19 protein-coding genes, 1 tRNA gene and 1 other annotated feature are annotated in these 22,915 nt (G+C 67.8%); of the genes, 7 read left to right on the top strand and 13 right to left on the bottom strand.

The window, feature by feature from the left end; translation table 11 throughout:
- The first annotated feature begins 126 nt into the window (after positions 1-126).
- Both AC1DW4_RS09020 and AC1DW4_RS09015 read left to right on the top strand, forming a co-directional pair.
- Complete coding sequence (locus AC1DW4_RS09020; RefSeq protein WP_477016902.1) at positions 127-1,104, top strand: KpsF/GutQ family sugar-phosphate isomerase; 978 nt, start codon at positions 127-129, stop codon at positions 1,102-1,104.
- Positions 1,105-1,241: 137 nt separating this feature from the next.
- Positions 1,242-2,549: a glycosyltransferase family 4 protein gene (locus AC1DW4_RS09015; protein ID WP_477016901.1), complete on the top strand. Its 1,308-nt coding sequence runs from the start codon at positions 1,242-1,244 to the stop codon at positions 2,547-2,549.
- Here the strand turns inward: AC1DW4_RS09015 and AC1DW4_RS09010 are convergent, their stop codons facing one another.
- Entirely contained in the window at positions 2,550-3,551 is a 1,002-nt protein-coding gene (locus AC1DW4_RS09010) for an LLM class flavin-dependent oxidoreductase (RefSeq protein WP_477016900.1), read from the bottom strand.
- A 34-nt stretch (positions 3,552-3,585) separates the two neighbouring features.
- On the bottom strand, positions 3,586-4,155 hold the full coding sequence (gene ppa / locus AC1DW4_RS09005; protein ID WP_477016899.1) for an inorganic diphosphatase: 570 nt from the start codon (positions 4,153-4,155) through the stop codon (positions 3,586-3,588).
- A gap of 107 nt (positions 4,156-4,262) precedes the next feature.
- Between ppa and AC1DW4_RS09000 the strand changes: the two genes are divergently transcribed.
- The gene (locus AC1DW4_RS09000; RefSeq protein WP_477016898.1) at positions 4,263-4,964 is read left to right on the top strand and encodes a DUF599 domain-containing protein; all 702 of its coding nucleotides are present in this window, start codon (positions 4,263-4,265) and stop codon (positions 4,962-4,964) included.
- A 263-nt stretch (positions 4,965-5,227) separates the two neighbouring features.
- On the opposite strand, the gene AC1DW4_RS08995 is transcribed toward AC1DW4_RS09000, so the two are convergent.
- On the bottom strand, positions 5,228-6,076 hold the full coding sequence (locus AC1DW4_RS08995; protein ID WP_477016897.1) for an N-formylglutamate amidohydrolase: 849 nt from the start codon (positions 6,074-6,076) through the stop codon (positions 5,228-5,230).
- A gap of 153 nt (positions 6,077-6,229) precedes the next feature.
- On the opposite strand from AC1DW4_RS08995, the gene cpdR reads away from it, so the two are divergent.
- The 3 genes from cpdR (at position 6,230) to AC1DW4_RS08980 (ending at position 8,679) form a co-directional block, all read left to right on the top strand.
- Positions 6,230-6,589 (top strand): cell cycle two-component system response regulator CpdR, encoded by a 360-nt coding sequence (gene cpdR / locus AC1DW4_RS08990; RefSeq protein WP_477016896.1) that lies wholly within the window; start codon positions 6,230-6,232, stop codon positions 6,587-6,589.
- Positions 6,590-6,810: 221 nt separating this feature from the next.
- Positions 6,811-6,885 (top strand) — tRNA-Val (locus AC1DW4_RS08985).
- A gap of 159 nt (positions 6,886-7,044) precedes the next feature.
- Positions 7,045-8,679, top strand: a complete 1,635-nt coding sequence (locus AC1DW4_RS08980; protein WP_477016895.1) for an FAD-dependent oxidoreductase — start codon at positions 7,045-7,047, stop codon at positions 8,677-8,679.
- 28 nt (positions 8,680-8,707) lie between these two features.
- Here AC1DW4_RS08980 and AC1DW4_RS08975 read toward each other — a convergent pair whose 3' ends face one another.
- The 10 genes from AC1DW4_RS08975 to AC1DW4_RS08930 form a co-directional block, all read right to left on the bottom strand.
- Complete coding sequence (locus AC1DW4_RS08975) at positions 8,708-9,511, bottom strand: tryptophan 2,3-dioxygenase (RefSeq protein ID WP_477016894.1); 804 nt, start codon at positions 9,509-9,511, stop codon at positions 8,708-8,710.
- Positions 9,512-9,543: 32 nt separating this feature from the next.
- Positions 9,544-11,178 carry a TadG family pilus assembly protein gene (locus AC1DW4_RS08970; protein WP_477016893.1) on the bottom strand — a complete coding sequence of 545 codons (1,635 nt, stop codon included), beginning with the start codon at positions 11,176-11,178 and terminating at the stop codon, positions 9,544-9,546.
- Position 11,179: 1 nt separating this feature from the next.
- Positions 11,180-11,590, bottom strand: coding sequence for a TadE/TadG family type IV pilus assembly protein (locus AC1DW4_RS08965; protein ID WP_477016892.1), 411 nt, complete (start codon positions 11,588-11,590; stop codon positions 11,180-11,182).
- Between the two features lie 188 nt (positions 11,591-11,778).
- On the bottom strand, positions 11,779-12,468 hold the full coding sequence (locus tag AC1DW4_RS08960; protein WP_477016891.1) for a response regulator: 690 nt from the start codon (positions 12,466-12,468) through the stop codon (positions 11,779-11,781).
- Between the two features lie 6 nt (positions 12,469-12,474).
- A complete protein-coding gene (locus tag AC1DW4_RS08955) occupies positions 12,475-15,069 on the bottom strand; it encodes a DUF4118 domain-containing protein (protein WP_477016890.1) in 2,595 nt (864 codons plus the stop codon).
- An 85-nt stretch (positions 15,070-15,154) separates the two neighbouring features.
- Positions 15,155-15,733: a potassium-transporting ATPase subunit KdpC gene (gene kdpC / locus AC1DW4_RS08950; RefSeq protein WP_477016889.1), complete on the bottom strand. Its 579-nt coding sequence runs from the start codon at positions 15,731-15,733 to the stop codon at positions 15,155-15,157.
- A 23-nt stretch (positions 15,734-15,756) separates the two neighbouring features.
- Complete coding sequence (gene kdpB, locus AC1DW4_RS08945; RefSeq protein ID WP_477016888.1) at positions 15,757-17,841, bottom strand: potassium-transporting ATPase subunit KdpB; 2,085 nt, start codon at positions 17,839-17,841, stop codon at positions 15,757-15,759.
- A 14-nt stretch (positions 17,842-17,855) separates the two neighbouring features.
- Positions 17,856-19,565, bottom strand: coding sequence for a potassium-transporting ATPase subunit KdpA (kdpA, locus tag AC1DW4_RS08940; protein WP_477016887.1), 1,710 nt, complete (start codon positions 19,563-19,565; stop codon positions 17,856-17,858).
- Between the two features lie 13 nt (positions 19,566-19,578).
- Positions 19,579-19,665 carry a potassium-transporting ATPase subunit F gene (locus tag AC1DW4_RS08935; protein ID WP_077357265.1) on the bottom strand — a complete coding sequence of 29 codons (87 nt, stop codon included), beginning with the start codon at positions 19,663-19,665 and terminating at the stop codon, positions 19,579-19,581.
- A gap of 277 nt (positions 19,666-19,942) precedes the next feature.
- Entirely contained in the window at positions 19,943-21,202 is a 1,260-nt protein-coding gene (locus AC1DW4_RS08930) for a cation:proton antiporter (protein WP_477016886.1), read from the bottom strand.
- Between the two features lie 127 nt (positions 21,203-21,329).
- Positions 21,330-21,384, top strand: a sequence feature (sul1 is cis-regulatory element that is thought to sense ions involved in sulfur or methionine metabolism; They are found in Alphaproteobacteria).
- Between the two features lie 40 nt (positions 21,385-21,424).
- On the opposite strand from AC1DW4_RS08930, the gene AC1DW4_RS08925 reads away from it, so the two are divergent.
- Positions 21,425-22,903 (top strand): SulP family inorganic anion transporter, encoded by a 1,479-nt coding sequence (locus AC1DW4_RS08925; RefSeq protein WP_477016885.1) that lies wholly within the window; start codon positions 21,425-21,427, stop codon positions 22,901-22,903.
- The last annotated feature ends 12 nt before the right edge of the window (positions 22,904-22,915 follow it).

The following is a 22,915-nucleotide window of genomic DNA, read 5'->3' as shown; positions in this document are numbered from 1 at the left end:
AGACTGTATTCGTTGGGCCCGGTCTGCAAACGCCCCACTGCGGCAAAGGTTGACCTCGCGGCGGTGAACTTGCGTTACAACCGCCGTGCTGGCTAAACGGTCGCCATGCCTCTGGATGCCAAAAACATGTCTTCGCCCGAAGCCGTCGGCGAGATGACCGAGCACGCCCGTTCCGTCATTCAACTGAACATAGAAGCCCTTCAGGCGCTGGAACGCACCATAGACACCAGCGTGGCGCGCGCTTGCGACATCATCCTGTCGCGGCCGGGCTATGTCGTCGTCACGGGCATGGGCAAGTCCGGCCACATCGGCGGCAAGATTGCCGCGACCCTGGCGTCCACGGGGACCAACGCCTTTTTCGTGCATCCGGCCGAGATGAGCCACGGCGATCTGGGGATGCTGCGGCACGACGTGACCCTGCTGGCCATTTCCAACTCTGGCGAGAGCCGTGAACTGCGCGACCCGCTGCTGTTCTGTCAGCGAAACGGTATTCCGGTCATCGGCATGACCCAGCGTGGCTCGTCCTTCCTGGCGCGCATGTCGGCGGTCGCCCTGGTCATGCCCACCGTGGCCGAAGCCTGTCCGAATGGTCTGGCCCCCACCACATCGACGCTGATGACGCTGGCGCTGGGCGACGCCCTGGCCATGGTGCTGATGGACAGGCGGGGATTCACCGCCGAAGCCTTTGGAATGCACCATCCGGGCGGGGCTTTGGGGATGAGCCTTCAGAGCGTGCGCGAATGGATGGGGGACAACCACGCTCCGCCGCCGACCGTGCCGATGAATGCCAGCTTCGCGGATGTGGTGGCCTCGATCACGGCCGGTCGAAAAGGCGCGGTGGCGGTGCTGGACCAGGAGGGGCGGCTGGCCGGCATGATCACGGACGGCGACGTCCGTCGGGCCTTTGCCGACGACGTCACCGGCGTCCGGGCCGAAGACGTCATGAACCGGCAGCCGGTCACCGTCACGCCCGACCAGCGCATGAGCGACGTCGTCGATCTGCTGACGGCGAACCGCATCTCCAATCTTTTCGTCGTGGAAGACGACCGGCCACGGGCGATCGTCCACGTGGCCGAGTTGATGCAGGCCGGCTATCTCTCCTGAACCGGTCGCTCGATTGACCGGCGCGGATCGAAGGTCTACGCCGAGCCGTAAAACCACGCCGAAGGCATGGAATTGACTAACTTTCCTGACGTTTCAAGGGACGACAGCCGGCGCTCGATCGTGTCGATACCGCGCGAATGCGGCGGGCCCGGAACGGTGTCGTCGTGACGTTTTCGGTTCTCTTCGACGCCAGTCGCCTGGTCAGCCGCGCCGAGCGCACTGCGCCGACCGGCGTGGATCGGGTGTGTCTGGCCTATGCCGAGTGGCTGTTGTCGCGGTCCGACCTGTCGGTAACCGCTGTCCGCACCCGCAAGGACGAGTTGGTCGCGCTGGATCCGGCCTGGTTCCGTGACTGCGTCCGAAATCTTCGCGCACGCTGGACCGGGGGCGTTTCCGAACGCCCGCTGACGATCGACGAAAAACGGTTGATCGCGGCGCTGGCGACGCCCGGCCGCGCGGAACAGTCCGTCATCGGCACTCCTCCACCGCCGGTCGTCGCCAGACCAAGCGCCTCGACAAGGCTGTGGCGGCTCCTGCGGCGGCCGCGGCAGGTCAGCGACCTTCCCCACGCCCGGTTGTATTTCAATGTCGGCCACACAGGCCTGGTCGACGCCACCATCCTGTCCAGCCTGGCCGCGCGCGGGGTCGAGCGGATCGTGATGCTGCACGACCTCATCCCCATCACCCACCCGGAGTTCTGCCGTCCCGGAGACGGCGACAAACACCGCGAGCGCGTGCTGAGCACCCTGCGCCACGCCTCGCGCATCCTGGTGAACTCGCACTACACCGCCCATGAGCTTCGCGCCTTCGCGGCCCGCGAGGGTCTGGATGCGCCGCCGATCGATGCGGTGCATCTGGGTCTGGAACCATCGTTCGTGAGCGTCAGAAACGGCGTGCCGCAAGGCAACTATTTCATCCACGTCGGCACGATAGAGGCGCGCAAGAACCTGGCCTTTCTGCTGACGCTGTGGCGTCGGCTGGCGGAGCAGCTGGGGTCCCGGGCCCCGCAACTGGTCCTGGTGGGGCGATACGGCTGGGAAAACGAGGCGGTGCTGGATCACCTCGAACGATCACCCCCCCTGCGCGGCCTGGTGCACCAGGCGTCGGACCTGCCGGATACGGTTCTGGCCGATCTGATGGCCGGTGCCCGCGCCGTGCTCGCGCCGTCCTCGGTCGAGGGGTTCGATCTGCCGGCGGTGGAGGCCTGTGCTCTGGGTATCCCGCTGATCGCATCCGACATCCCGGCGCACCGCGAGCTGGTGCCGGAGGCGCTCCTGATCGATCCGCTCGATGGGCCCGGTTGGCTGAGCGCGATCGAAGCGACCATGCGGAACCGGCCCAGCACCCCGCGCTATGACACGCCGTCATGGCCAGAGCATTTCGCCCAGGTTTCGGCGGCGCTGGGGATGGACCCTGACCCGCTGCCCTCTCGCCCGGCGGGCTGATCAGCCGGCCATGGCCATCGGCTGCATCGCTTCGGCCAGCAGATCGTATGAGCGCACCCGCGCGGCGGGGTCCCAGATCTGGCTGGTGACCATCAGTTCGTCGGCCCCCGTGCGGGCGACGAAGGCCTCCACCGCCGCGCGAACCGTCGATGGAGACCCGACGGCGGAGCAGGCCAGGGCCTGTCCGATCATGGCCCGCTCGCCCTCGCCCAGGCTGTCGGCATAACCAGGGCGGGGTGGCGGCAGCTTTCCGGGGCGACCCGACCTGAGGTTCACGAAGGCCTGCTGGACCGAGGAAAACAAAGCCTGCGCCTGCGCGTCCGTGTCCGCGGCGAAGACATTGAAGCCCAGCATGACATGGGGCTGGGACAACCGAGCCGACGGGCGGAAGGTCTCGCGATAGATCCGGATGGCCGACATCATTTCGCCGGGCGCGAAGTGGCTGGCGAAGGCATAGGGCAGACCCAGATGGGCGGCCAGTTGCGCCCCATAGGTCGATGACCCCAGGATCCAGACCGGGACGGCCTGGCCCTCGCCCGGATTGGCCCGAATGCGCTGGTCGTCGTTGGCCGGTTCGAACCACTGCAGCAGTTCCATCACGTCCTGGGGGAAGCTGTCGCCGTCGCTGTTCAGGGTCCGGCGCAGCGCACGCGCGGTCGCCATGTCCGATCCGGGCGCGCGGCCCAGGCCCAGGTCGATCCGACCGGGGTACAGGGCGTTCAATGTTCCAAACTGCTCCGCGATGACCAGGGGCGCATGGTTCGGCAGCATGACGCCGCCCGCGCCGACACGAATGGTCTTTGTCGCCGCCGCCACCGCGCCGATCACGACCGAAGTCGCGGCCGAGGCGATGCCGGCCATATTGTGATGCTCGGCCAGCCAATAGCGATTGTAGCCCAGCCGTTCCGCATGGCGGGCCAGATCGACCGTGTTGGCCAGAGCCTGGGACACGTCGGAGCCGTCGGGCACCGGCGCGAGATCGAGGATGGAGAGTGTCGTCATCCCCGCCATATGGGGACGACCGGGCGACGAGCAATCAGGCGGCGTTGGCGGCCTTGCCCTTTGCCTTGGCGGCCTGTGCGTCCTGATGGGCCCGCATGCCGAGGGCGATCAGCTCGGCGGCCTCTCCGGCGTCGCCCCAGCCCTTGACCGTCACCGACTTGCCCTTTTCCAGATCCTTGTAGCGGCTGAAGAAGTGCTCGATCTGCTCGACCAGGATGGTCGGCAGCTGACGGTAGCTGGCGATGTCGGTGTAGTAGGGGTTCAGCTTGTCGACCGGGACGGCCAGAATCTTCTCGTCGCCACCCGCCTCATCGACCATCTTCAGCACGCCGATCGGACGCGAGCGGATGATGCAGCCAGGAACGACCGGCGTCGGGTTCAGCACGATGACGTCGCACGGGTCGCCGTCGTCCGACAGGGTGTGCGGGATGAACCCGTAGTTCCCCGGATAGTACATCGAGGTGTGCAGAAAACGATCGACGAACAGGGCCCCCGAGGCCTTGTCCATCTCGTACTTGACCGGCAGGCCCCCCTGCGGGATTTCGATCACGACGTTGATGTCCCAGGGTGGATTGGGACCGACGGGAATGGCGTCGAGGTTCATGCCGGGCTCGATTTGTGCAACTGCGAAAGAGTGGCAGGCGTGATAAGGCCTGTAGCGTCGCACGGCAAGCCGGGATGGCGGGCCTTGCCCACGGAGGCGGTTGAGTGATGACGGCGATCGATTGGCTGGGACTGGCGCTCTTCTTCCTGTGCTGGCTGGGCTACGACCCGCTGCTGCGCGTTCTGGCTCATCGCAGCGGATCGCTGAACACCGACATGCTGACGATCCGTCATGCCTGGATGACGGCGATGACGCATCGGGAGATCCGGCTGCTGGACAGCCAGCTGCTGGGTCATTCGATCAACTCGGGATCCTTCTTCGCCTCGTCGAACCTGCTGTTGATCGCGGGCGTGGGCGGAATTCTGTTTGGTGGAGACCAGGCGCTGCAAGGCTTTACCGCCGTCGGCGCCGAAGACGTGCCGGTCAAGCTGCTCGAGGCCAAGCTGGGGCTGGTGCTGCTGTGCCTGGCGCGCGGCCTGCTGGATTTCATCTGGTCCATCCGCCAGATGAATTACGCCCTCGCCCTGATCGGAGCCGCGCCCGAAATCCATGCCGAAGGCGACAAGATCGCATTCGGCGAGGCGACCGCCCAGGTGCTGAACCCGGCGCTGGCGGCGTTCAGCCAGGGCGTCAGAGGCTATTATTTCGCCCTGGCCGCCGCGGCCTGGTTGTTCGGGCCCATCTGGCTGGCGGCCGGGGTGCTGTCGGCGTTCGCGCTGCTTGTCTGGCGTCAATCGGCGTCCCCGGCCGCCCGGGCGATCCGGAGCGCCCGGCGACTTCTGGAGGTCGAGCGATCCCCCGGATCCTGACGGTTTTCGCAGCGCAATATGATCGCTGATCATAGAAACGCACTAATCTTCCGATGAAACCGCTTACACGCCGCCGGATAGGCATTTTGGTCCGTAACAAGGCGTGATTGCAAGGACGTTAAACCTTGCTTGACGCATTGTGCATCGCAACCTAACTTGATCTCCGACGCCTCCGGGCGTCTTGCCCTTCCTGGGCGTTTCCTCCCTATAGACTTTATGCCGCGCCCTCGGGCGCGGCTTTTTTTCGCTCCGACGACCGGCGATCAGCGACCCAGGTCGGCCGCAAGTCCGGCGATCACGGCCGCCAGAGCCGCCTTGAACATCTCATAGTCGCCCGACGGTTCCAGCGTGCGTTCGTCCAGGTAGAGCGCCCGGTTGATCTCGACCTGAAGCGCCTCGAACCCGGCGCCGGGTCGCCCCCAGTGCTGGGTGGCATAGCCGCCCGCATACGGCGCGTTCAGCCCGACCCGCCAGCCCTGGGCCTCGAAAAGGGCGCGGGCCCGTCGGGAGGTGATCGACCGGCACGCCGCGCCGTGACGGTCCCCCAGAATGATGTCCACGCTTCTCTGACCCCGGGTCGGCACACCGGCCGCCCGCGACGGCATGGAATGCCAGTCGATCAGCACGGCGCTGCCGTGCCGATGTCGCGAGGCCTGCATCAGATCGGCCAGCGCCGCGTGATAGGGCCCATGCACGCGTTCGATGCGTCCCTGGGCCTCGGCGAGCGACAGACGCCGGTCATAGAGGGCGGCCCCGTCGCCGGCGCGGCGCGGCACGACGCCAAACCCGGCGGCGACCTTGCCGGTCGGCTCGGCCACGGGCGTGTCTTCGATCAGGACCGGATCCAGTTCGCCGGGTGCCCGGTTCAGGTCCAGATACGCCCGCGATACCCTGGCGCTCAGAACGGGAACACCGTGGTCCGCGCCGACGGCGACCAGGCGATCCACGGCCACGTCCTCGGCGCTTCGCAGCGTCAGCGGCGACAGCCCGGCGATCGACCCCATGTCGTCGGGCCTGTGATCCCCAGAGTGCGGCGAGGCGAACACCAGGCGCCCGACCGTCCCGGTCGGCCAGGCGATGTCGAACACCTCGCGGGACGGGGGCGCTGGCATCGGACGAAGGTTCGGATCATCGCTCACGTGATCCGCATAGACTGTTTTCGCCCGTCATCCACAGCCCGCCGAGTCGCCGGATCGACGAATTTCATGGCCGGTTTACCCTTCCCGGCCTAGCGTCAGCGTCTGAACCGGGGGACGACGAAGAGCATGGCGCGCATTCTGCTGGCCGAAGACGACGCATCGCTGCGCGGTTTCCTGACCCGGGCACTGGAACGGGCGGGACACCAGGTGGTGGACTGCGAGAACGGCGACGACGCCATCGACGCCCTGGAACACGGTCCCTACGACCTGTTGCTGACCGACATCGTGATGCCCGGGGCCGACGGGATCGAGGTCGCCCGCGTGGCCGCGGCGCGTCAGCCGGGTCTGCGCATCATGTTCATCACCGGCTTCGCCGCCGTCGCGCTCAGCGCGGCCCAGGCCAGCCCCCAGGCCAAGGTCCTGTCAAAGCCCGTCCACCTGCGCGACCTCGTCGCCGAGGTCGACAAGATGTGCGCGGCTGCCTGATCCACAAAATGAGCGCTGACGCTCGCGACGCGGTCGCTCGCTGCCTGAGCACAGCTTCGCCGAAGGGCGCTAACGCTCGCGACGCGGTCGCTCGCTGCCTGAGCGCCGGACGGCTTCCGTGGCCGCCCAGAAAACGCCCCGGATTGGCCCTTGCAGGGGTCGCCGGGGCTGGGGTATAGACCCCTCCTTCCCGTTCCGGACCCGTCTGGAACCGTCTTGGCGGATGCGTAGCTCAGCGGGAGAGCACCTCGTTGACATCGAGGGGGTCACAGGTTCAATCCCTGTCGCGTCCACCATTCTCCTCCCTTTTCGAAGATCGTCGCGTGGCACAGGCGTGGTTGCGGCGCGATCCTGGCCCGGCGCGGACCGCGTCATCGGGCTCGAACCCGGTCCGTCAGTGACGTAAGCTTCGCATTGGAGCCATCGGCCGGGGCCGGTCACGGGGAGACAACGCCATGGAAACCATAGGGGCCGATCTGCGCCAGATGCAGCGGACGCCACTGGCGGCGTCCCACGTCGAAGCGCTCAGGGCTGCAGGGCGGGTCGTGACCTATCCCGCCGGGACCTTCCTGGCCCGACCCGGCGATCCGGCGGATCGCTTCACCTATCTGGAAGACGGCGAGGTCGAGGTCGTCAACGCCTATACGGACGCGCGCCATCTGGCCTCCACCCTGGGACCGACCCAGTTCATGGGCGAGATCGCCTTCCTGAACGGCGGCGTCTGGTCGATGGCGATGCGGGCGGTAATAGAAACGCGCGTGATCGAGGTGCCGCGCGAGGCGATGCTGACCCTGATGTCCCAGGTGCCCGAGATGTCGGACATCGTCATCACCGTCTTCGCCGCCCGGCGACGGCGTCAACTGGACGATCGGGACAGCACCCTGAAGCTGATCGGCGAGGATCAGGACCGGGCCGTGCGCCGCATCGCCGAGTTCGCCAGCCGGAACCGCATCCCCTATACCTCGGTCATGCTTGGGACGCCTGAGGCGGCCGAGGCGGCCAAGACCTGCGCCATTCCCGAGCGGCCCGCCGTGATCTTCGGCAAGGGCGCAGTCGTCGAGGATCCAACCCCGGAAAAGGTCGCCACCCTGCTCGGTCTCAACCGCGACCTGCGCAACGACGAGAGCTTCGACGTGCTGATCGTGGGCGGCGGGCCGGCGGGCGTGGCGGCCGGGGTCTATGCCGGCGCGGAGGGCCTGCGCGCCCTGGTGATCGAGGACGCGGCCATCGGCGGTCAGGCGGGGACCTCCAGCCGGATCGAGAACTACATGGGCTTTCCCACCGGCATCTCGGGGGGCGATCTGGTCTGGCGCGGAGAGGTCCAGGCGATGAAGTTCGGCACGCGCTTCGCCCTGCCGCGCCGGGTGTCGGCGTTGGAGCGGCTGGAGGACGGCGACTTCTGCGCCACCTTCGAGGGCGGCGAGCGGGTGCGCGGCGGGGCCGTGATCGTGGCCACCGGCGTCCAGTATCGCCGCCTGCCGATCGATCGTCTGGCCCAGTTCGAAGGGGCCGGCGTCTATTATGCCGCGACCGAGATCGAGGCCCGCTACTGCAAGGGCACACAGGCGGTCATCATCGGCGGCGGCAACTCGGCCGGTCAGGCGGCGATGTATCTGAGCCGCTCGGCCCGGTGCGTGCGCCTGCTGGTCCGGGGCCGGTCGCTGGCGGCCTCGATGTCCAGCTATCTGTCCAGCCGGCTGGAGGCCGACCCCGCGATCGAGATCGAATACGGGACCGAGGTCACGGCCCTGCACGGGGATGACCGGCTGGAGGCCGTCACCCTGCGCGACATCGCCGGCGGCCAGACCCGCGAGATCGACACCCGCGCGGTTTTCGTCATGGTCGGGGCCGCGCCCAACACCGACTGGCTGGCCGGTCTGGTCGATCTGGACGCCAACGGCTTCGTCCGGACCGGCTCCGAGGCGGGCGCGGATTCGCCCTTCGCCACCTCCCGGCCCGGCGTGTTCGCCGTGGGGGACGTGCGCGCCGGATCGGTCAAGCGCGTGGCTTCGGCCGTCGGCGAGGGTTCCGTGGTGATGTCGAAGGTCTGGTCCTATCTGGAGGAGCGGCGACGGCTCCAGCGGTCCTGACCAATGGATTTCGGCGGTGGGCGCGGGCTCACAGCTTGGTGCGAAGCGACCACAGCTCCGGGAAGCATCGGCGCTCCAGCGTCGAGGACAGGTAGCCGACGCCGTCGGTGCCGCCCGTGCCGCGCCGCCGACCGATGATGCGTTCGACCGTCACCACATGCTTGTGCCGCCAGGTGACCAGGGCGTCGTCCAGATCGACCAGTTTCTCGGCCAGCTGATACAGCTCCCACCAGCGTCCCGTGTCGCGATAGACCTCCAGCCAGGCGGCCTCGACGGCGTCGCTGGGCTCGTATCGCTGACTGACATCCCGGCTCAGGACGGCGTCGGGCACGGGCAGGCCGGCGGCCGCCAGTTGCGACAGGGCGTCGTCGTACAGGCTGGGAGCGGCCAGAGCGGCCGACAGAGCCGCGTGGGCGTCTGGCCGGTCTTCCTGAAACACGAGGAATTTGGGGTCCTTCAACCCCAGCATGGTCTCCAAGCGTCGAAACTGATCGCTCTGGAAACCCGAGCTGGATCCAAGAACACGCCGAAACATAAGGTAGTCGGCGGGCGTCATGGTGGCCAGGATGTCCCAGCTCTGCGTCATCACCGCCTGGATGCGACTGACGCGGGCCAGGCTCTTGTAGGCCGGAACCAGGTCGCCCGCGCGGACGAGTGTCTTGGCCAGGGCGACCTCGTGCAGGATCTGCTTCAGCCACAGTTCCTTGGCCTGATGGATGACGACGAACAGCATCTCGTCGTGCTGGTCGCTGATGGGGTTCTGGGCGGCCAGAAGTCGGTCGAGATCCAGATACCGGGCATAGGTCATGTCGGCGGGGGGCGTGTCGCTCATGGCCTGCTGTATCGGCCCCGGAGGCCTCGATCTCAACCCACCAGAACGGGACGGGCGTCCAGCGCGGTCGGGCAGGTGGCGCCGTGCACCCTCACATCGGCCTGACCCAGATGCAGACCGGCGAAGTCGAGCACCGGGGCCAGCGCGCCGTCCAGCACCGGCCCCAAAGGGGCCAGCAAGGTCCCCAGGGCCTGAACGATGCCGCCCAGCCCCAGACCCAGGCCCAGCACGTGGACATCGACGTCCAGGTTCTGGATGAGACTTGTGATCAGCCCTGTGGTCAGGCTCGAGGCCGTCACCGTCCGCATGCGCTGAGCGGCGATGTCCGCATCGCTGAACGTCACCGGGCGGAAGCCGACGTCGGCGATATCGACCCGGGCCGATCCCGTGAGAGACACAACACCAAGCACGGACATGAGGGTCGCGGACGTCGGCGACAAAGGCCGGGTGAAGTCGTCCAGCCTGGTCTCGTCGATGGTGCCGACGGTGGCCTTGGCCAGTCCCGGTCTGACGCCCAGGGTGGCCGTTCGGGGCGCACAGTCGATGGCGTCCAGGCGCGCTTCCGATGCCGCCAGCTCGATCAGGACGGGCAGGTCCACCTGGGCCAGGCCCGACAGCTTCTGGGCGGTCCGCGCCTTTACATAAAGCCGGGCCTGGGCCGTGCGGATGATCGGCGCGCCCGTGCCGGTGACGGTCAGCCAGGGCGAGCGGTTCGGCCGTTCGCCGATCGCCAGCGACGCGGTCAAGGCGGCCACGCCGGCCTGAGCGCCCAGTCCCAGCTGCACCTGACGACGGCCGCCCGTCTCCAGCATCGCCATCACCAGATCGAGCACGGATACCGAGGCGTCCAGCCCGCCCGCCAGTCCCTGCCCCGCCCCGGCCTCGGCCCCGATCAGATCGCCCAGCCGGACCGTGGTGCCCGAAGCGGGCGTCGTGAGTTTGGACAGCGCTGAATCCGCCTGGTCGCCCGCCAGATCCTTGAGCACCCGCAGGGCCCGGCCGGCGTCGATCTGCCGGGTCAGAAGCGCGTCGTAGTCTCCGGCCCTCAGGCCCAGTTCGGTCGCCAGGGCGTCGGAATAGCCCAGAAGATTGACCCGGCCGGCCGCGAGGGCGGAATAGTCCATGGCGCTCAGCGACACCGAACTGCCGGTCAGGCCGGTCAGCAGCTGGTTTGCGACCCCGCCGTTCAGCGACGCGAGGCGCGAGCCGATCGAGAACATGGCGCGGGGCGGGTCGGCCGTGACGGCCGCCGTGGCCGTGCGGCTGAGGACGATCACGTCCCGGCCCAGGATCCAGCGCCCGAAATACAGGGGCGAGGCCTGATCCAGCGTGACCCGGACCGCATTCGCCTGATCACTGGCCGCCACGAAGCGATCGGCGGGCGCGCGTACCGCATCGGGGATGTAACGACCGATCAGGACATGGCTTGTGACGTCCGTCAGATTGGCCTGCGCCGTCGCCCGCGCCGCCAGATCGGCCTGCGGCAGGCTGCGCGCCGCCGACATCGCCGCCAGGTCGGCCGCGCCTTGCAGGGCATGCCCTCTGAGGGCCAGTGATCCCAGGTCGATCGTGATCGCCGCCAGGGCGCAGATCAATGCGCCGGCCGCCGCCGCCATCAGGGCGACGCCGCCGGCGTCGTCGGCGACGAAGCGGCCCTGCGCGGCCACCTCAGTAGCCTCCGGTCCGGACGACCGCCGTCCTGCGGATCACCGACGGTGGGGGAGGCAGGACGGCGGCCATGGCCATCAGCGGATGATGGCTGACGTCGAATGACACCTGGACGCGGATCGCCGTCGTGTCGCTGCTCACCGAGACACCCAGCGCCGCCGGATCAAGGCCGGCGCCGGCCTGTGCCTCGCGCGTGATGAAGTCGCGCGCCAGCCGCTCCTGTTCCGCTGCGTCCAGGCCTCCGACGGCCGCCCTGGCGCTTTCGGTGGCCAGCGTCTGGACGCTCTGGGCCAGCCAGAACCAGCCGCCATAGACGACCATGCCCATCAGCAGCAGGATCATGACCGGGCCCACGATAGCGAACTCTATCGCGGCCGACCCTTTCCTGCGCATGAACCGGATCATCAGCATCAGATGATTTTATTCTGATCTAATCTCTAAAAGATGAATACGCCGCAGGGGCTATCGTCATTCTGACAGGTTCGCCGACAGGCGATGTCAGGGATTCGGGATGGGGCGTTCACAGGGGGAAACAGCCCGCTGCACGAACCGGTCTGGGGCAGGTCCGGTCGGCAGCGGGGACGGGGTTCGGCGGGCGTTTACGCCTGAAGCCTGTAGCCCACGCCGGGTTCGGTCAGAATCATCACGGGCTGCGCGGGGTCGGCCTCCAGTTTTTGCCGAAGCTGGCCGATCACCACGCGCAGATACTGGGTGTCAGACACGTGGGCGGCTCCCCATACGGCGGTGAGCAGGGCGGCGTGGCCGATCAGCTTCCCGGGCCGCCGCGCGAGCTGCCCGAGCAGGTCGTATTCCTTGGGGGTCAACCGCACGGCTTGGCCATGGCGTGTCACCAGTCGACGGTCCAGATCGATGATCACGTCGCCAGCGATGACGGGACCCCTGTGCGCGGCGGGATCGGCGGTCTGGCGAAGACCGGCCCGGATGCGGGCCAGCAACTCACCGACACCGAAGGGCTTTTCGACATAGTCGTTGGCGCCCAGGTCGAGCGCCTCGATCTTCTCGGCTTCACGGTCGCGGGCGGACAGGATGACGATCGGGCCGGTGTAGAACTCGCGGGCACGGGTCAGGACATCCTTGCCGTCCATGTCGGGCAGGCCGAGGTCGAGAACCACGGCGTCGGGGCTCCACAGGGCGATGCCGCGCAGACCCTCCTGACCGCTGTCGGCACGCTTGGGCTCATAGCCGGCGGCCTCCAGCGCGGGCGACAGGAAGCGATGGATCTGCGGTTCGTCGTCGATGACGAGGATGCGGGGTCTGGCGGCCGACATGGGCTTCTATAGCAGGTTCGAATGGGTGGCGATGGACTTGGGCAGGCTGATCAGGATGCGGGTGCCGTGGTCGTCCAGGATCGGGCTGGCGGCGGCGATCCGGCCGTTCATGGCCTCGACGAAGCCCTTGCCGATGGCGAGGCCGAGACCGGCACCCTTGGAGCGGTCGGGTTGTTCGTCCATGCGGCGGAACTTGTCGAACACCCGTTCCAGTTCGGCCGTGGGAATGCCCTTGCCTTCGTCCTCGATGCTGATGACCACCGAACCCCGATCTTCATAGGCCGCCAATTCGATTGTCGAGCCGTCGGGGCTGTAGGCGATGGCGTTCTCCAGAATATTCACCAGGGCCTGTTCCAGCAGTCCCTGGTCCAGGCTGACCATGCTGAGCTGCGCGGGAAAATCGCGCGTCAGCCGGCGCGATCCGAGCCGACGCGAAACCCGCTCGGCCGCCGCGTTCAGGACGTCGCGGACATCGGTCCAGTCGGCCTTGATATTGAGCGCACCACCCTCGAGCCGGGTCATGTCCAGAAGGTCGCCGACATAGCGGCTGAGGCGTTCGGCCTCCTCGCGGATGCTGAACAGCAGGTCCTGGCGCACCTCGGGCCTCAGGCTCGGCCCGTAGTCGATCAAGGTGGTGGCGGCCCCGAGCACGGTCGAGAGCGGCGTGCGCAGGTCATGGCTGACCGAGTTCATCAGGGCTCCCCGAAAACGGTCGGTCCGCCGCAGGGTCTCGGATTCGACAGCGTCGCCGGCCAGCTGCGCCCGTTCCAGGGCGACGGCTCCCTGGTCGAGCAAGGCCAGCGCCAGCCGCTCCTCGTCCGATCCCGGCGCCAGGGCCCGGGCTTCGATGCCTGCCACGCCGGCGCGTGACCGCACCCCCTGCAGAGGACGAAACGTCCAGCCCGTCTGCGGCAGGGTTCCCGTGCCGAAGCCCGCCGGCTCCCCGCGCTCCCAGGCCCAGCGAGCGGCGGTCAGGGTCGCGGCGTCCAGCGGCTCCAGGTCCGGCGCACCCGCGATCGGCGTCAGGTCGTCATCAACCGGCAAGAAGACGATCGCCCTGGTTCCGGCCGCAGCGGCGGTCTGTTCGGCGAGCACCTGGGCGGTCTCAAGCCGATCCTCCGCATTCGCCAGGGCCTGGCTTGCGGCAAGCAGGGCCGAGACGGCGGATGCGCGCCGTTGGGCCCGTCTGGCCTGGTCGCGGACCCGCCCCGCCAAGCCACCGGCGACCGAGGCGGCCGCCCAGAACACGATCAGGGTCAGGAGGTCCGTCGGGGACCCGATCAGGAAGGTGTAGCGTGGCTCCAGAAACAGGAAGTTGTAGGTCAGGAAGGCGAGCGTCGCCGCCGCGAGCGCCGGTCTCAGGCCGTAGAGGACCCCGGCGGCCAGAACGGCGGACAGATACAGGACGCCGAGATCAACCCGCTCGAACACCCGGTCGAGCGTGTAGGCGAGCCCCGTCGCGGTGCCGATGAAAGCCGTGCCGACCACATAGCCCCACCCGCGTCCGGGCTCTTGGGCGCCGAGGGTCCTGAGCGGGCGGTTCCCGGAAAGGCCGCCGGGTTCCGTGACGATGTGCAGGGCGACGCCTCGGGCCGAGCGCAACAGTTCGGCCGCCAATGATCGTCCCAGAACCTCGTTGATGCGGCTGTCCCGGCCCTTGGCGATGACGATCTGGGTGACGTTGTTGCGGTCGGCGTAGTCCATCACCGTGCCAACGACGTCATCGCCGGTCAGGACCACGGTGCGCCCGCCCAGTTGATCGGCCAGAGCGAAGGCTTCGCTGACCCTCGCGCGGCCTTCGGGCGTCGATACCGGCTGATTGGGACGTTCGACATGAGCGACGGTCCAGGGGGCATCCATCGTCATGTCGGACAGGCGTCGGCCGGCCCGCACCAGCGATGTCGCGATCGCGTCGCCGCCGACGAGGACAAGGATGCGTTCGCCTGCTGCCCACGGCCCCTCGACGCCGCGCTCGCGCAGGGTCGCCAGAAGCTGATCGTCGATCGTCTGGGCGGCGCGCCGCAGGGCCATCTCGCGCAGGGCCGTGAGGTTCTCGACCTTGAAGAAGTTCTCCGAAGCCAGGCGCGCGGTCTCGGGCACATAGACCTTGCCCTCGGCGAGGCGCTTGCGCAGTTCGTCGGGGGTGATGTCGACGACCTCGATGTCGTCGGCGCCGCTCAGGGCGCTGTCGGGCACGGCCTCGCGCTGGCGCACGCCGGTGATGCGCAGCACCACATCGGAAAGGCTTTCCAGATGCTGGACATTCAGGGTGGTCCAGACGTCGATGCCGGCGGACAGGATCTCCTCGACGTCCTGCCAGCGTTTGGGGTGGCGCGACCCAGGGACGTTGGAATGGGCGTATTCGTCCACCAGCAGCAGGCCGGGCCTGCGCGCCAGGGCCGCGTCGATGTCGAACTCCATCAGGGCGCGGCCCTTGTAGTCGATCGGGCTGCGCGGCATCACTTCCAGCCCCCGCAGAAGGCTTTCGGTCTCGCGTCGGCCGTGGGTTTCGACGACACCGACAACGACGTCGCCGCCCTCGGCCTTTCGGCGTCGGGCGGCGCGCAGCATCTCATAGGTCTTGCCGACCCCCGGCGACATGCCGAGGAAAACCTTCAGCCGACCCCGCTTGGGTCGCTTCGCGGCGACCTTCGACGGATCGGAAGGGGGCGGCGTCTCCGGCAAGTCAGGTCGCGGCAGGGAAGCGGGCGTCGAGCGCCCGATTGGTCAGCAGCACATTGACGCGCGGCTGGCCGATGAAGCCGAGCAGGGCCCCCTCGGTGTTCGCGTCGATCACCTGCTGCACCGCCGCCACGTCGACCCCTCTCGCCTGCGCCACCCGCGCCGCCTGAAGACGAGCGTAGGCCGGAGAGATGTGGGGGTCGAGGCCCGAAGCCGAGGTGGTGACGGCGTCGGCGGGGATGATCGTCGCGCCGGTGTCGGCCCGGATAGCGTCGGCGTCGGTGTGGATGCGTTCGGCCAGCCTGTGGTCGAGCGGACCCAGGTTCGATCCCGAGGAGGCCGAGGCGTCATAGCCTTCGCCGGCCGCCGAGGGACGCGGGTGCAGATAGCGCGCCGCGGCGAACGGCTGGCCGATCAGGGCCGAACCCCGCACCGTGCCGTCGGCGTCGCGGATCAGGCTGCCGTTCGCCTGGGCCGGGAAGGCGACCTGGGCGACGCCGGTGACGGCGAACGGATAGGCGATCCCGAGCAGCAGGGTGCAAAGAGCGACCATGACGATCGCGGGACGGAGTTGGTTGAGCATGGGGAATTCCTTGCTTCGACGGCTCAGGCCAGGCCCAGCCCGGAGATGACGACATCGATCAGCTTGATACCGACGAACGGCGCGATCAGACCGCCCAGGCCGTAGATCAGCAGGTTGCGGGACAGCAGCGCCCCGGCCCCGATGGCGCGGTATTTGACGCCGCGAAGCGCCAGCGGGATCAGGGCGACGATGACCAGGGCGTTGAAGATCACCGCCGACAGGATGGCGCTCTCGGGGCTGTGCAGCCCCATGACGTTCAGCGCGCCGAGCGCCGGCAGGGCGACCACGAACATCGCGGGGATGATGGCGAAATACTTGGCCACGTCGTTGGCGATGGAGAAGGTGGTCAGGGCGCCGCGGGTGATCAGAAGTTGCTTGCCGACCTCGACGATCTCGATGACCTTCGTGGGATCGGAATCGAGATCGACCATGTTGCCGGCCTCACGCGCGGCCTGGGCCCCGGTCTGCATGGCGACCCCGACGTCGGCCTGGGCCAGGGCCGGGGCGTCGTTGGCCCCGTCGCCGCACATGGCGACAAGACGCCCCTTGGCCTGTTCCGCCTTGATGAGGCGCATCTTGTCCTCGGGCGTGGCTTCCGCGAGGTAGTCGTCGACGCCCGCCTCGCTGGCGATGGCGGCCGCCGTGACCGGGTTGTCGCCCGTGATCATCACCGTGCGCAGGCCCATGCGGCGCAGGTCGGCGAACCGCTCCTTCATGCCAGGCTTGATCACGTCCTTGAGGTGTATGATCCCGAACAGCACGCCGTTCTCGACCACGGCCAGGGGCGTGCCGCCCGAGCGCGCGATCCGATCGACCGCCTGACGGAACTCGGCCGGGGTCTGGGCGTCGGTCAGGTCCAGCGACTTCAGGACGGCATCGACCGCGCCCTTGCGCCAGGACTTGACGCCCCCTTTCGTGTTTGGCGCATCCACGCCCGACTGTCGCGTGGTGGCCGAGAAGGGGATGGCTTTGGCGCCTTCGGGCAGATCGACGGACAGACCGGCGTTGCGGCCCAGTTCGATGATCGAGCGGCCCTCGGGCGTCTCGTCGGCCAGAGAGGCCATGACGGCGGCGCGCATGGCGGCCTCGGGTCGGACGCCGGGGACCGGGATGACGTCCGTGGCCATGCGGTTGCCGAAGGTGATGGTGCCGGTCTTGTCCAGCAGCAGGGTGTCGATATCGCCGGCGGCCTCGACCGCACGGCCCGAGGTGGCCAGCACATTGACCTTCAGCAGCCGGTCCATGCCGGCGATGCCGACGGCGGACAGCAGCCCCCCGATGGTCGTCGGAATGAGGGTGATGAACAGAGCTCCCAGCACGATGGGATCGAGATCGACACCCGAATAGGCGCCGAGTCCGACAAGAGTCACGACCGCGATCAGGAACACCAGGGTCAGACCGGCCAGCAGCACGGACAGCGCCAACTCGTTCGGGGTCTTCCGGCGGTTGGCCCCCTCGACCATCGCGATCATGCGGTCGAGGAAGGTCGAGCCCGGGGCCGAGGTGATGCGGACCTTGATCCAGTCGGACACCACCGTGGTGCCACCGGTGACGGCCGAGCGGTCGCCTCCGCTTTCGCGGATCACGGGCGCGCTCTCGCCGGTGATCGCGGCCTCGTTGACCGAGGCGATGCCCTCGACGATCTCGCCGTCGGAGGGGATGACATCGCCCGCCTCGACCAGGACGATCTGACCCATCTGCAGCTCTCCGGCCGGCGTCGGGACGGTCAGGCCGGTCTTCGGATCGACGATCAGCTTGGCCTTGGTCGTGACGCGGGTGGCGCGCAGGCTGTCCGCCGCCGCCTTGCCGCGCCCTTCAGCCACGCTCTCGGCGATGTTCGCGAACAGCACGGTCGCCCACAGCCACAGGGCGAGCTGGATGGCGAAGCCGGCCGCCTCGCCCGCGACGACGGCCGCGATGGCCGAGATCGTCGCCAGCAGGGCCACGATCCAGGTGGTGAAGATCACCGGGTTCCGAACCAGACGACGGGGGTCCAGCTTGACGAAGGCATCGACGAGCGCGCGGCTCGACCTTGAACCGGACAGGCCACCGGCGAGGGCGGATACACGGCCGGGCTCGGCGGTGGTTTCGGGGTGTGCGAAGGTCATGTCCGGATGTCCGATCAGAGCCCGGCCACCACGCCCAGCACCTGGAAGTGCTCGACGATCGGACCGAGAGCGAGGGCGGGGAAGAACTGCAACCCGCCCAAGATGAGGATGACGCCGATCAGCAGGCCGATGAACAGCGGCCCGTGGGTCGGCAGGGTCCCGGGGCTCGGCGCCAGCTTGGGCTTGACGACCAGGCTGCCGGCGATGGCCAGGACGGCGATGGCGGGCACGAAGCGGCCGAACAGCATCCCCAGGCCCTGGGTCGTGTTCCACCAGGGCGAGTTGGCGGTCAGGCCGGCGAAGGCCGAGCCGTTGTTGGCGGCCGCCGAGGTGTAGGCGTAGACAATCTCGGACAGACCGTGCGGTCCGTCGCTCAACAGACCTTCCAGCGCCGTCGGAAGAACCGCGGCCACGGCCGAGAAGCCCAGGATGGCCAGGGGCAGGACGAGCACGGCCACCATGGCGTACTGGATTTCCCGGGCCTCGACCTTCTTGCCCAGATATTCCGGCGTGCGACCGACCATCAGACCGGCGACGAACACCGCCAGCAGGGCCATGACCACCATGACGGCGATCCCGGATCCGATCCCGCCAGGTAGGATTTCGCCCACTTGCATCAGGAACATCTGCAGGCCCCCACCCAGCGGCATGAAGCTGGCGTGCATGGCGTTGACCGAGCCGTTCGAGGCCCCGGTGGTCATGGTCGCCCAGGCGACCGAGGCCGGAACCCCGAAGCGGACCTCCTTGCCCTCCATATTGGCCGAGGCTTCGACGCCGGCCGCCACGAGCGCCGGGGCGGGCTGGGTCTCGATCGCATACATCGCCGCGCCCGAGAGGCTGAGCAGCACAAGGGCCGCGACGGCGAGCGCGCGCACGTCCTTCCTGGCCAGCACGCTGCGGCCGAAGGCGAAGAAGGCCGCCCAGCCGAGCACATTGATCGAGACGGCCGTGATCAGATTGGTCAGCGGCGTGGGGTTCTCGAACGGGTGGGCCGAGTTGACGTTGAAGATGCCGCCGCCGTTGATGCCCAGTTGCTTGATGGCCAGCTGGCTGGCGACGGGTGCCAGCGACAGCGTCTGAGACCCGCCCTCCAGGCCCGCAGCGTGGGCGGATGCCGCCAGCGTCTGGGGGATGCCGAGGCCGACCAGAACGACGGCCAGGACCAGCGACAGGGGAAGCAGGACCCACAGGGTCGTGCGGGTCATGTCGGCCCAGAAGTTGCCGATGCCCTCGCCGCGACTGGCGACGAAGGCCCGCGCCAGCGCCGCCGCGATGGTCGCCCCCGTCGCCGCGGACAGGAAGTTCTGCACCGTCAGACCAGCCATCTGGCTGAAGTGCGACATCGTCGTCTCCCCGCCATAGGACTGCCAGTTGGTGTTGGTGACGAAGCTGACGGCGACGTTGAACGCCAGGTCTGGCGACAGGCCTTCGAAGCCCTGCGGGTTGATCGGCAGCACGTTCTGGAAGCGCAGCAGCGCATAAAGCAGGAGGAATCCCGCCGCGTTGAACGCCAGCAGGGCGCCCGCATAGCCGAGCCAGCCCTGGCTGTGCGCCGGGTTCACCCCGGCGGCGCGATAGAACAGGCCTTCGACCGGCTTCATCACCGGGTCGAGCCAGGTCCGCTCGCCATTCCAGACGCGCGACATGTAGACGCCCAGGGGCCAGCCGATCAGGGCACCCAGACCGATCGTAAGGGCGATCTCCGCCCATCCTTGAATGGTCATGACAGCGGCTCCTTCAGAACCGCTCGGGGCGCAGCAATGCCGCGACCATATAGACGGCGACGACGACCGCGCCGGCCCCCCAGAGGATGGCGACCAGCATCGTCAAACCCGCTTCAGCGCAACGGCGAGAGCGGCGAAGGCGATGAACGCCCCCCCGCCGATCGCCAGGAAAATCAGATCGGCCATGCCGACACCTCCAGCCTCGTTCACTGCCGGGTTTGAGCACCGGGAGGCGTAAGCGCTCCATGCGCAAACGGAGGGTCGGCATAAGGCGAGCATAAGGATGAGGGCAGCAGGCCGGCGTCCGCACGCCCGGTCGATTTCCCACGACCAGGCCGGGTCCAGTGCCGACGCCTACGGCCGCGCCGCCGAGTCCATCAGGCGCTGGAGGACGTCCAACGCTTGACCAGTCCGCCGATCGTGCCGCCCTGCGCGACGACCGAGAACAGCACGACGACGTAGGTCGCGGCGACCAGGACGTCCTTCATCGGTCCGCCTGGCAAGGACAGGGCCAGGGCGATGGAGATGCCGCCCCGCAGCCCGCCCCAGGTGATGACCGGAAACGCCAGTTTGAACGGCAGCAGGTTGCGCCAGAACAGCAACGGCACCCCGACGGAAAGCGCCCGCGCGACGAGAACCAGCGGTATCGTGAGCAGGCCCAGACCCAATAGACCCAGCCGATCGGCCAGCACCACCGCCTCCAGCCCGATCAGCAGGAACAGGACCGCGTTCAGGATTTCGTCGATCAGGGCCCAGAACTTCAGCAGATAGTCCTTGGTGTTGTCGCTCATGGCGTAGCTGACGCCCTGGTTGCCGACGATCAGGCCGGCGACGGCCATCGCGACCGGGCCGCTGATATGCAGGGCGTGGGCCAGGGCATAGCCGCCCATCACGGTCGCCAGGGTCACCATCACCTCGACCGAATAGTCGTCGATGGCCTTCATGGCGCGGTAGGCGATCCAGCCGACCACGCCGCCGAGAATCGCGCCGCCCACCGCCTCGATCAGGAACAGCTCCCCCGCATGGACCAGGGAAAAGGCCTCCCCGCCGACGGCCGTCGCCAGCAGGATGGAGAACACCACGACGCCGACGCCGTCGTTGAACAGACTTTCTCCGGCGATCGTGGCCTGAAGCGTCGGCGGCACCTTCGCCGTCTTGAGCACCCCCATGACGGCGACCGGATCGGTCGGGCTGACGATCGCGCCGAACACGAAACACCAGATGAGAGGAACCTCTATGCCGACCAGGCGGCTCAGGCCGTAAAGACCGCCGCCGACGATCAAGGTCGAGACCACAACGCCGATGGTGCTCAAAATGCCGATCTGCCAGCGGCCTTTCCTGAGATGCTCGAGATCGACGTGCAGCGCGCCCGCGAACAGCAGGAACGACAGCATGCCGTTCATCAGGGTTTCGTGGAAATCGATGTCGTTGAGAAAGCCTGTCACGGCATCCGACACCCGGCTTCCCGGAAGCACCGCGTCCACGCCTATCACCACGAGGGAGGCCAGCGCCCCCATGATCGTCATGGCCACCGTCCCCGGCAGCTTGAGGTAGCGATGGTTTACCCAGCCCAAGGCAGCGCTGAGCACGATAAGGATGGCCGCAGCATCAAAGGGCGACAGCTCCAGATTTGGCATGGCTGGTCCCCCTGGCCGCGACGCGCGAACCCTGACTGTATGATGTTTCGCGTTGCGACGTCACCTCGCCGAACCGAGGGCTGGGGGATTGCGTTGCAGGCGGACAGGCTGCAATCAGGGTCCGAGCGATGGACCCGACTTCGACCGGGTGGCTATCCCGGGCGCCGATCCCTCGGGAAACCTGATGTGACGGCGACGCGCCGTCCGACACGACTGCCGATCATGACCTTCATCACCTCGGCGCGCCGCGAATGGCTCGCCAACCCCCGGCGCGATCTGCTCGCCGGAACCGTCGTCGCCCTGGCCCTGATCCCTGAAGCCATTGCGTTTTCGATCATCGCCGGCGTCGATCCGGCGGTCGGGCTGTACGCCAGCTTCGTCATCGCGGTGACCATCGCCTTCGTCGGAGGTCGCCCCGCGATGATCTCGGCCGCCACGGGCGCCATGGCCCTGGTCATGGTCACCCTCGTTCGCGACCACGGGCTGGAATATCTGTTCGCGGCCTCGATCCTGTGCGGCGTGTTCCAGATCGGCATCGGCCTGCTGAAACTTGGCCGATACATCCGTTTCGTCTCGCGCAGCGTCATGACCGGCTTCGTCAACTCCCTGGCCATCCTGATATTCATGGCCCAGATGCCTGAACTGATCGGCGCCAACTGGCAGACCTTCGCCCTCGTCGCCGCCGCCCTCGTCATCATCTATGGCCTGCCCCGGTTCACGCGCGCCGTGCCCTCGCCGCTGGTCGCGATCATCATCATCAGCGTCTTCGTCATGGTGCTGAAGGTCGATGTGCGCACCGTGGGCGATATGGGCCAGATGCCGACGACCCTCCCGTTCTTCCACCTGCCGGTCCTGCCCCTGACCTGGGAGACGTTCGCCATCATCGCGCCGGTGTCAGCGACCCTCGCCTTCGTCGGCCTGCTGGAAAGCCTGCTGACCGCCAACCTGCTGGACGACATCACCGACACCCCGTCGGACAAGGATCGCGAGACGCGCGGCCAGGGCATCGCCAACATCGTGTCGCCCCTGTTCGGGGGGATGGCCGGGTGCGCCATGATCGGGCAGTCGCTGATCAATGTGACCTCGGGAGCCCGCGGGCGACTGTCCACGCTTTGGGCCGGGCTGTTCCTGCTGTTCCTGATCCTGGTGCTGCAGAAGTGGGTGGCGCAGATCCCGATGGCTGCCCTGGTCGCGGTCATGATCATGGTCTCGGTCGGCACCTTCGACTGGGGATCGGTGATGAAGCTGCGCTCCACGCCGGTGCAGTCCTCGATCGTCATGATCGCCACGACGGTGACGGTCGTCGCCACGCATGACCTGTCAAAGGGCGTGATGCTGGGCGTCGTCCTGTCGGCCGTCTTCTTCATGCGAAAGGTCGGCAAGACCATCGTCGTCACGACCCTGACGGACGAGGGTGACGAGGTCCTGCGCTATCGCGTCGAGGGCCAGTTGTTCTTCGCCTCGGCCGAGGTCTTCGCCGCCGGCTTCGAGCATCACGGGCATCCGAAGCGGGTCGAGATCGACCTGTCCGCCGCCCATCTGTGGGACCTGACCGGCGTCGATGCCGTCGATAAAGTGGTATTCCGCTATCGCCGCCAGGGGGCGGAGGTCGTGCTGCTGGGCATGAACGCCGCCGGCCAGACCCTGATCGGTCAGGTCGGCAAGCACGACAAGGCGCATCTGCCGGCCATGGCTCACTGACGGCGCGCTGGC

It is taken from the genome of Brevundimonas sp. P2_A6, from assembly GCF_056404975.1.
This window is presented reverse-complemented; position numbering and strand designations above follow the sequence as displayed.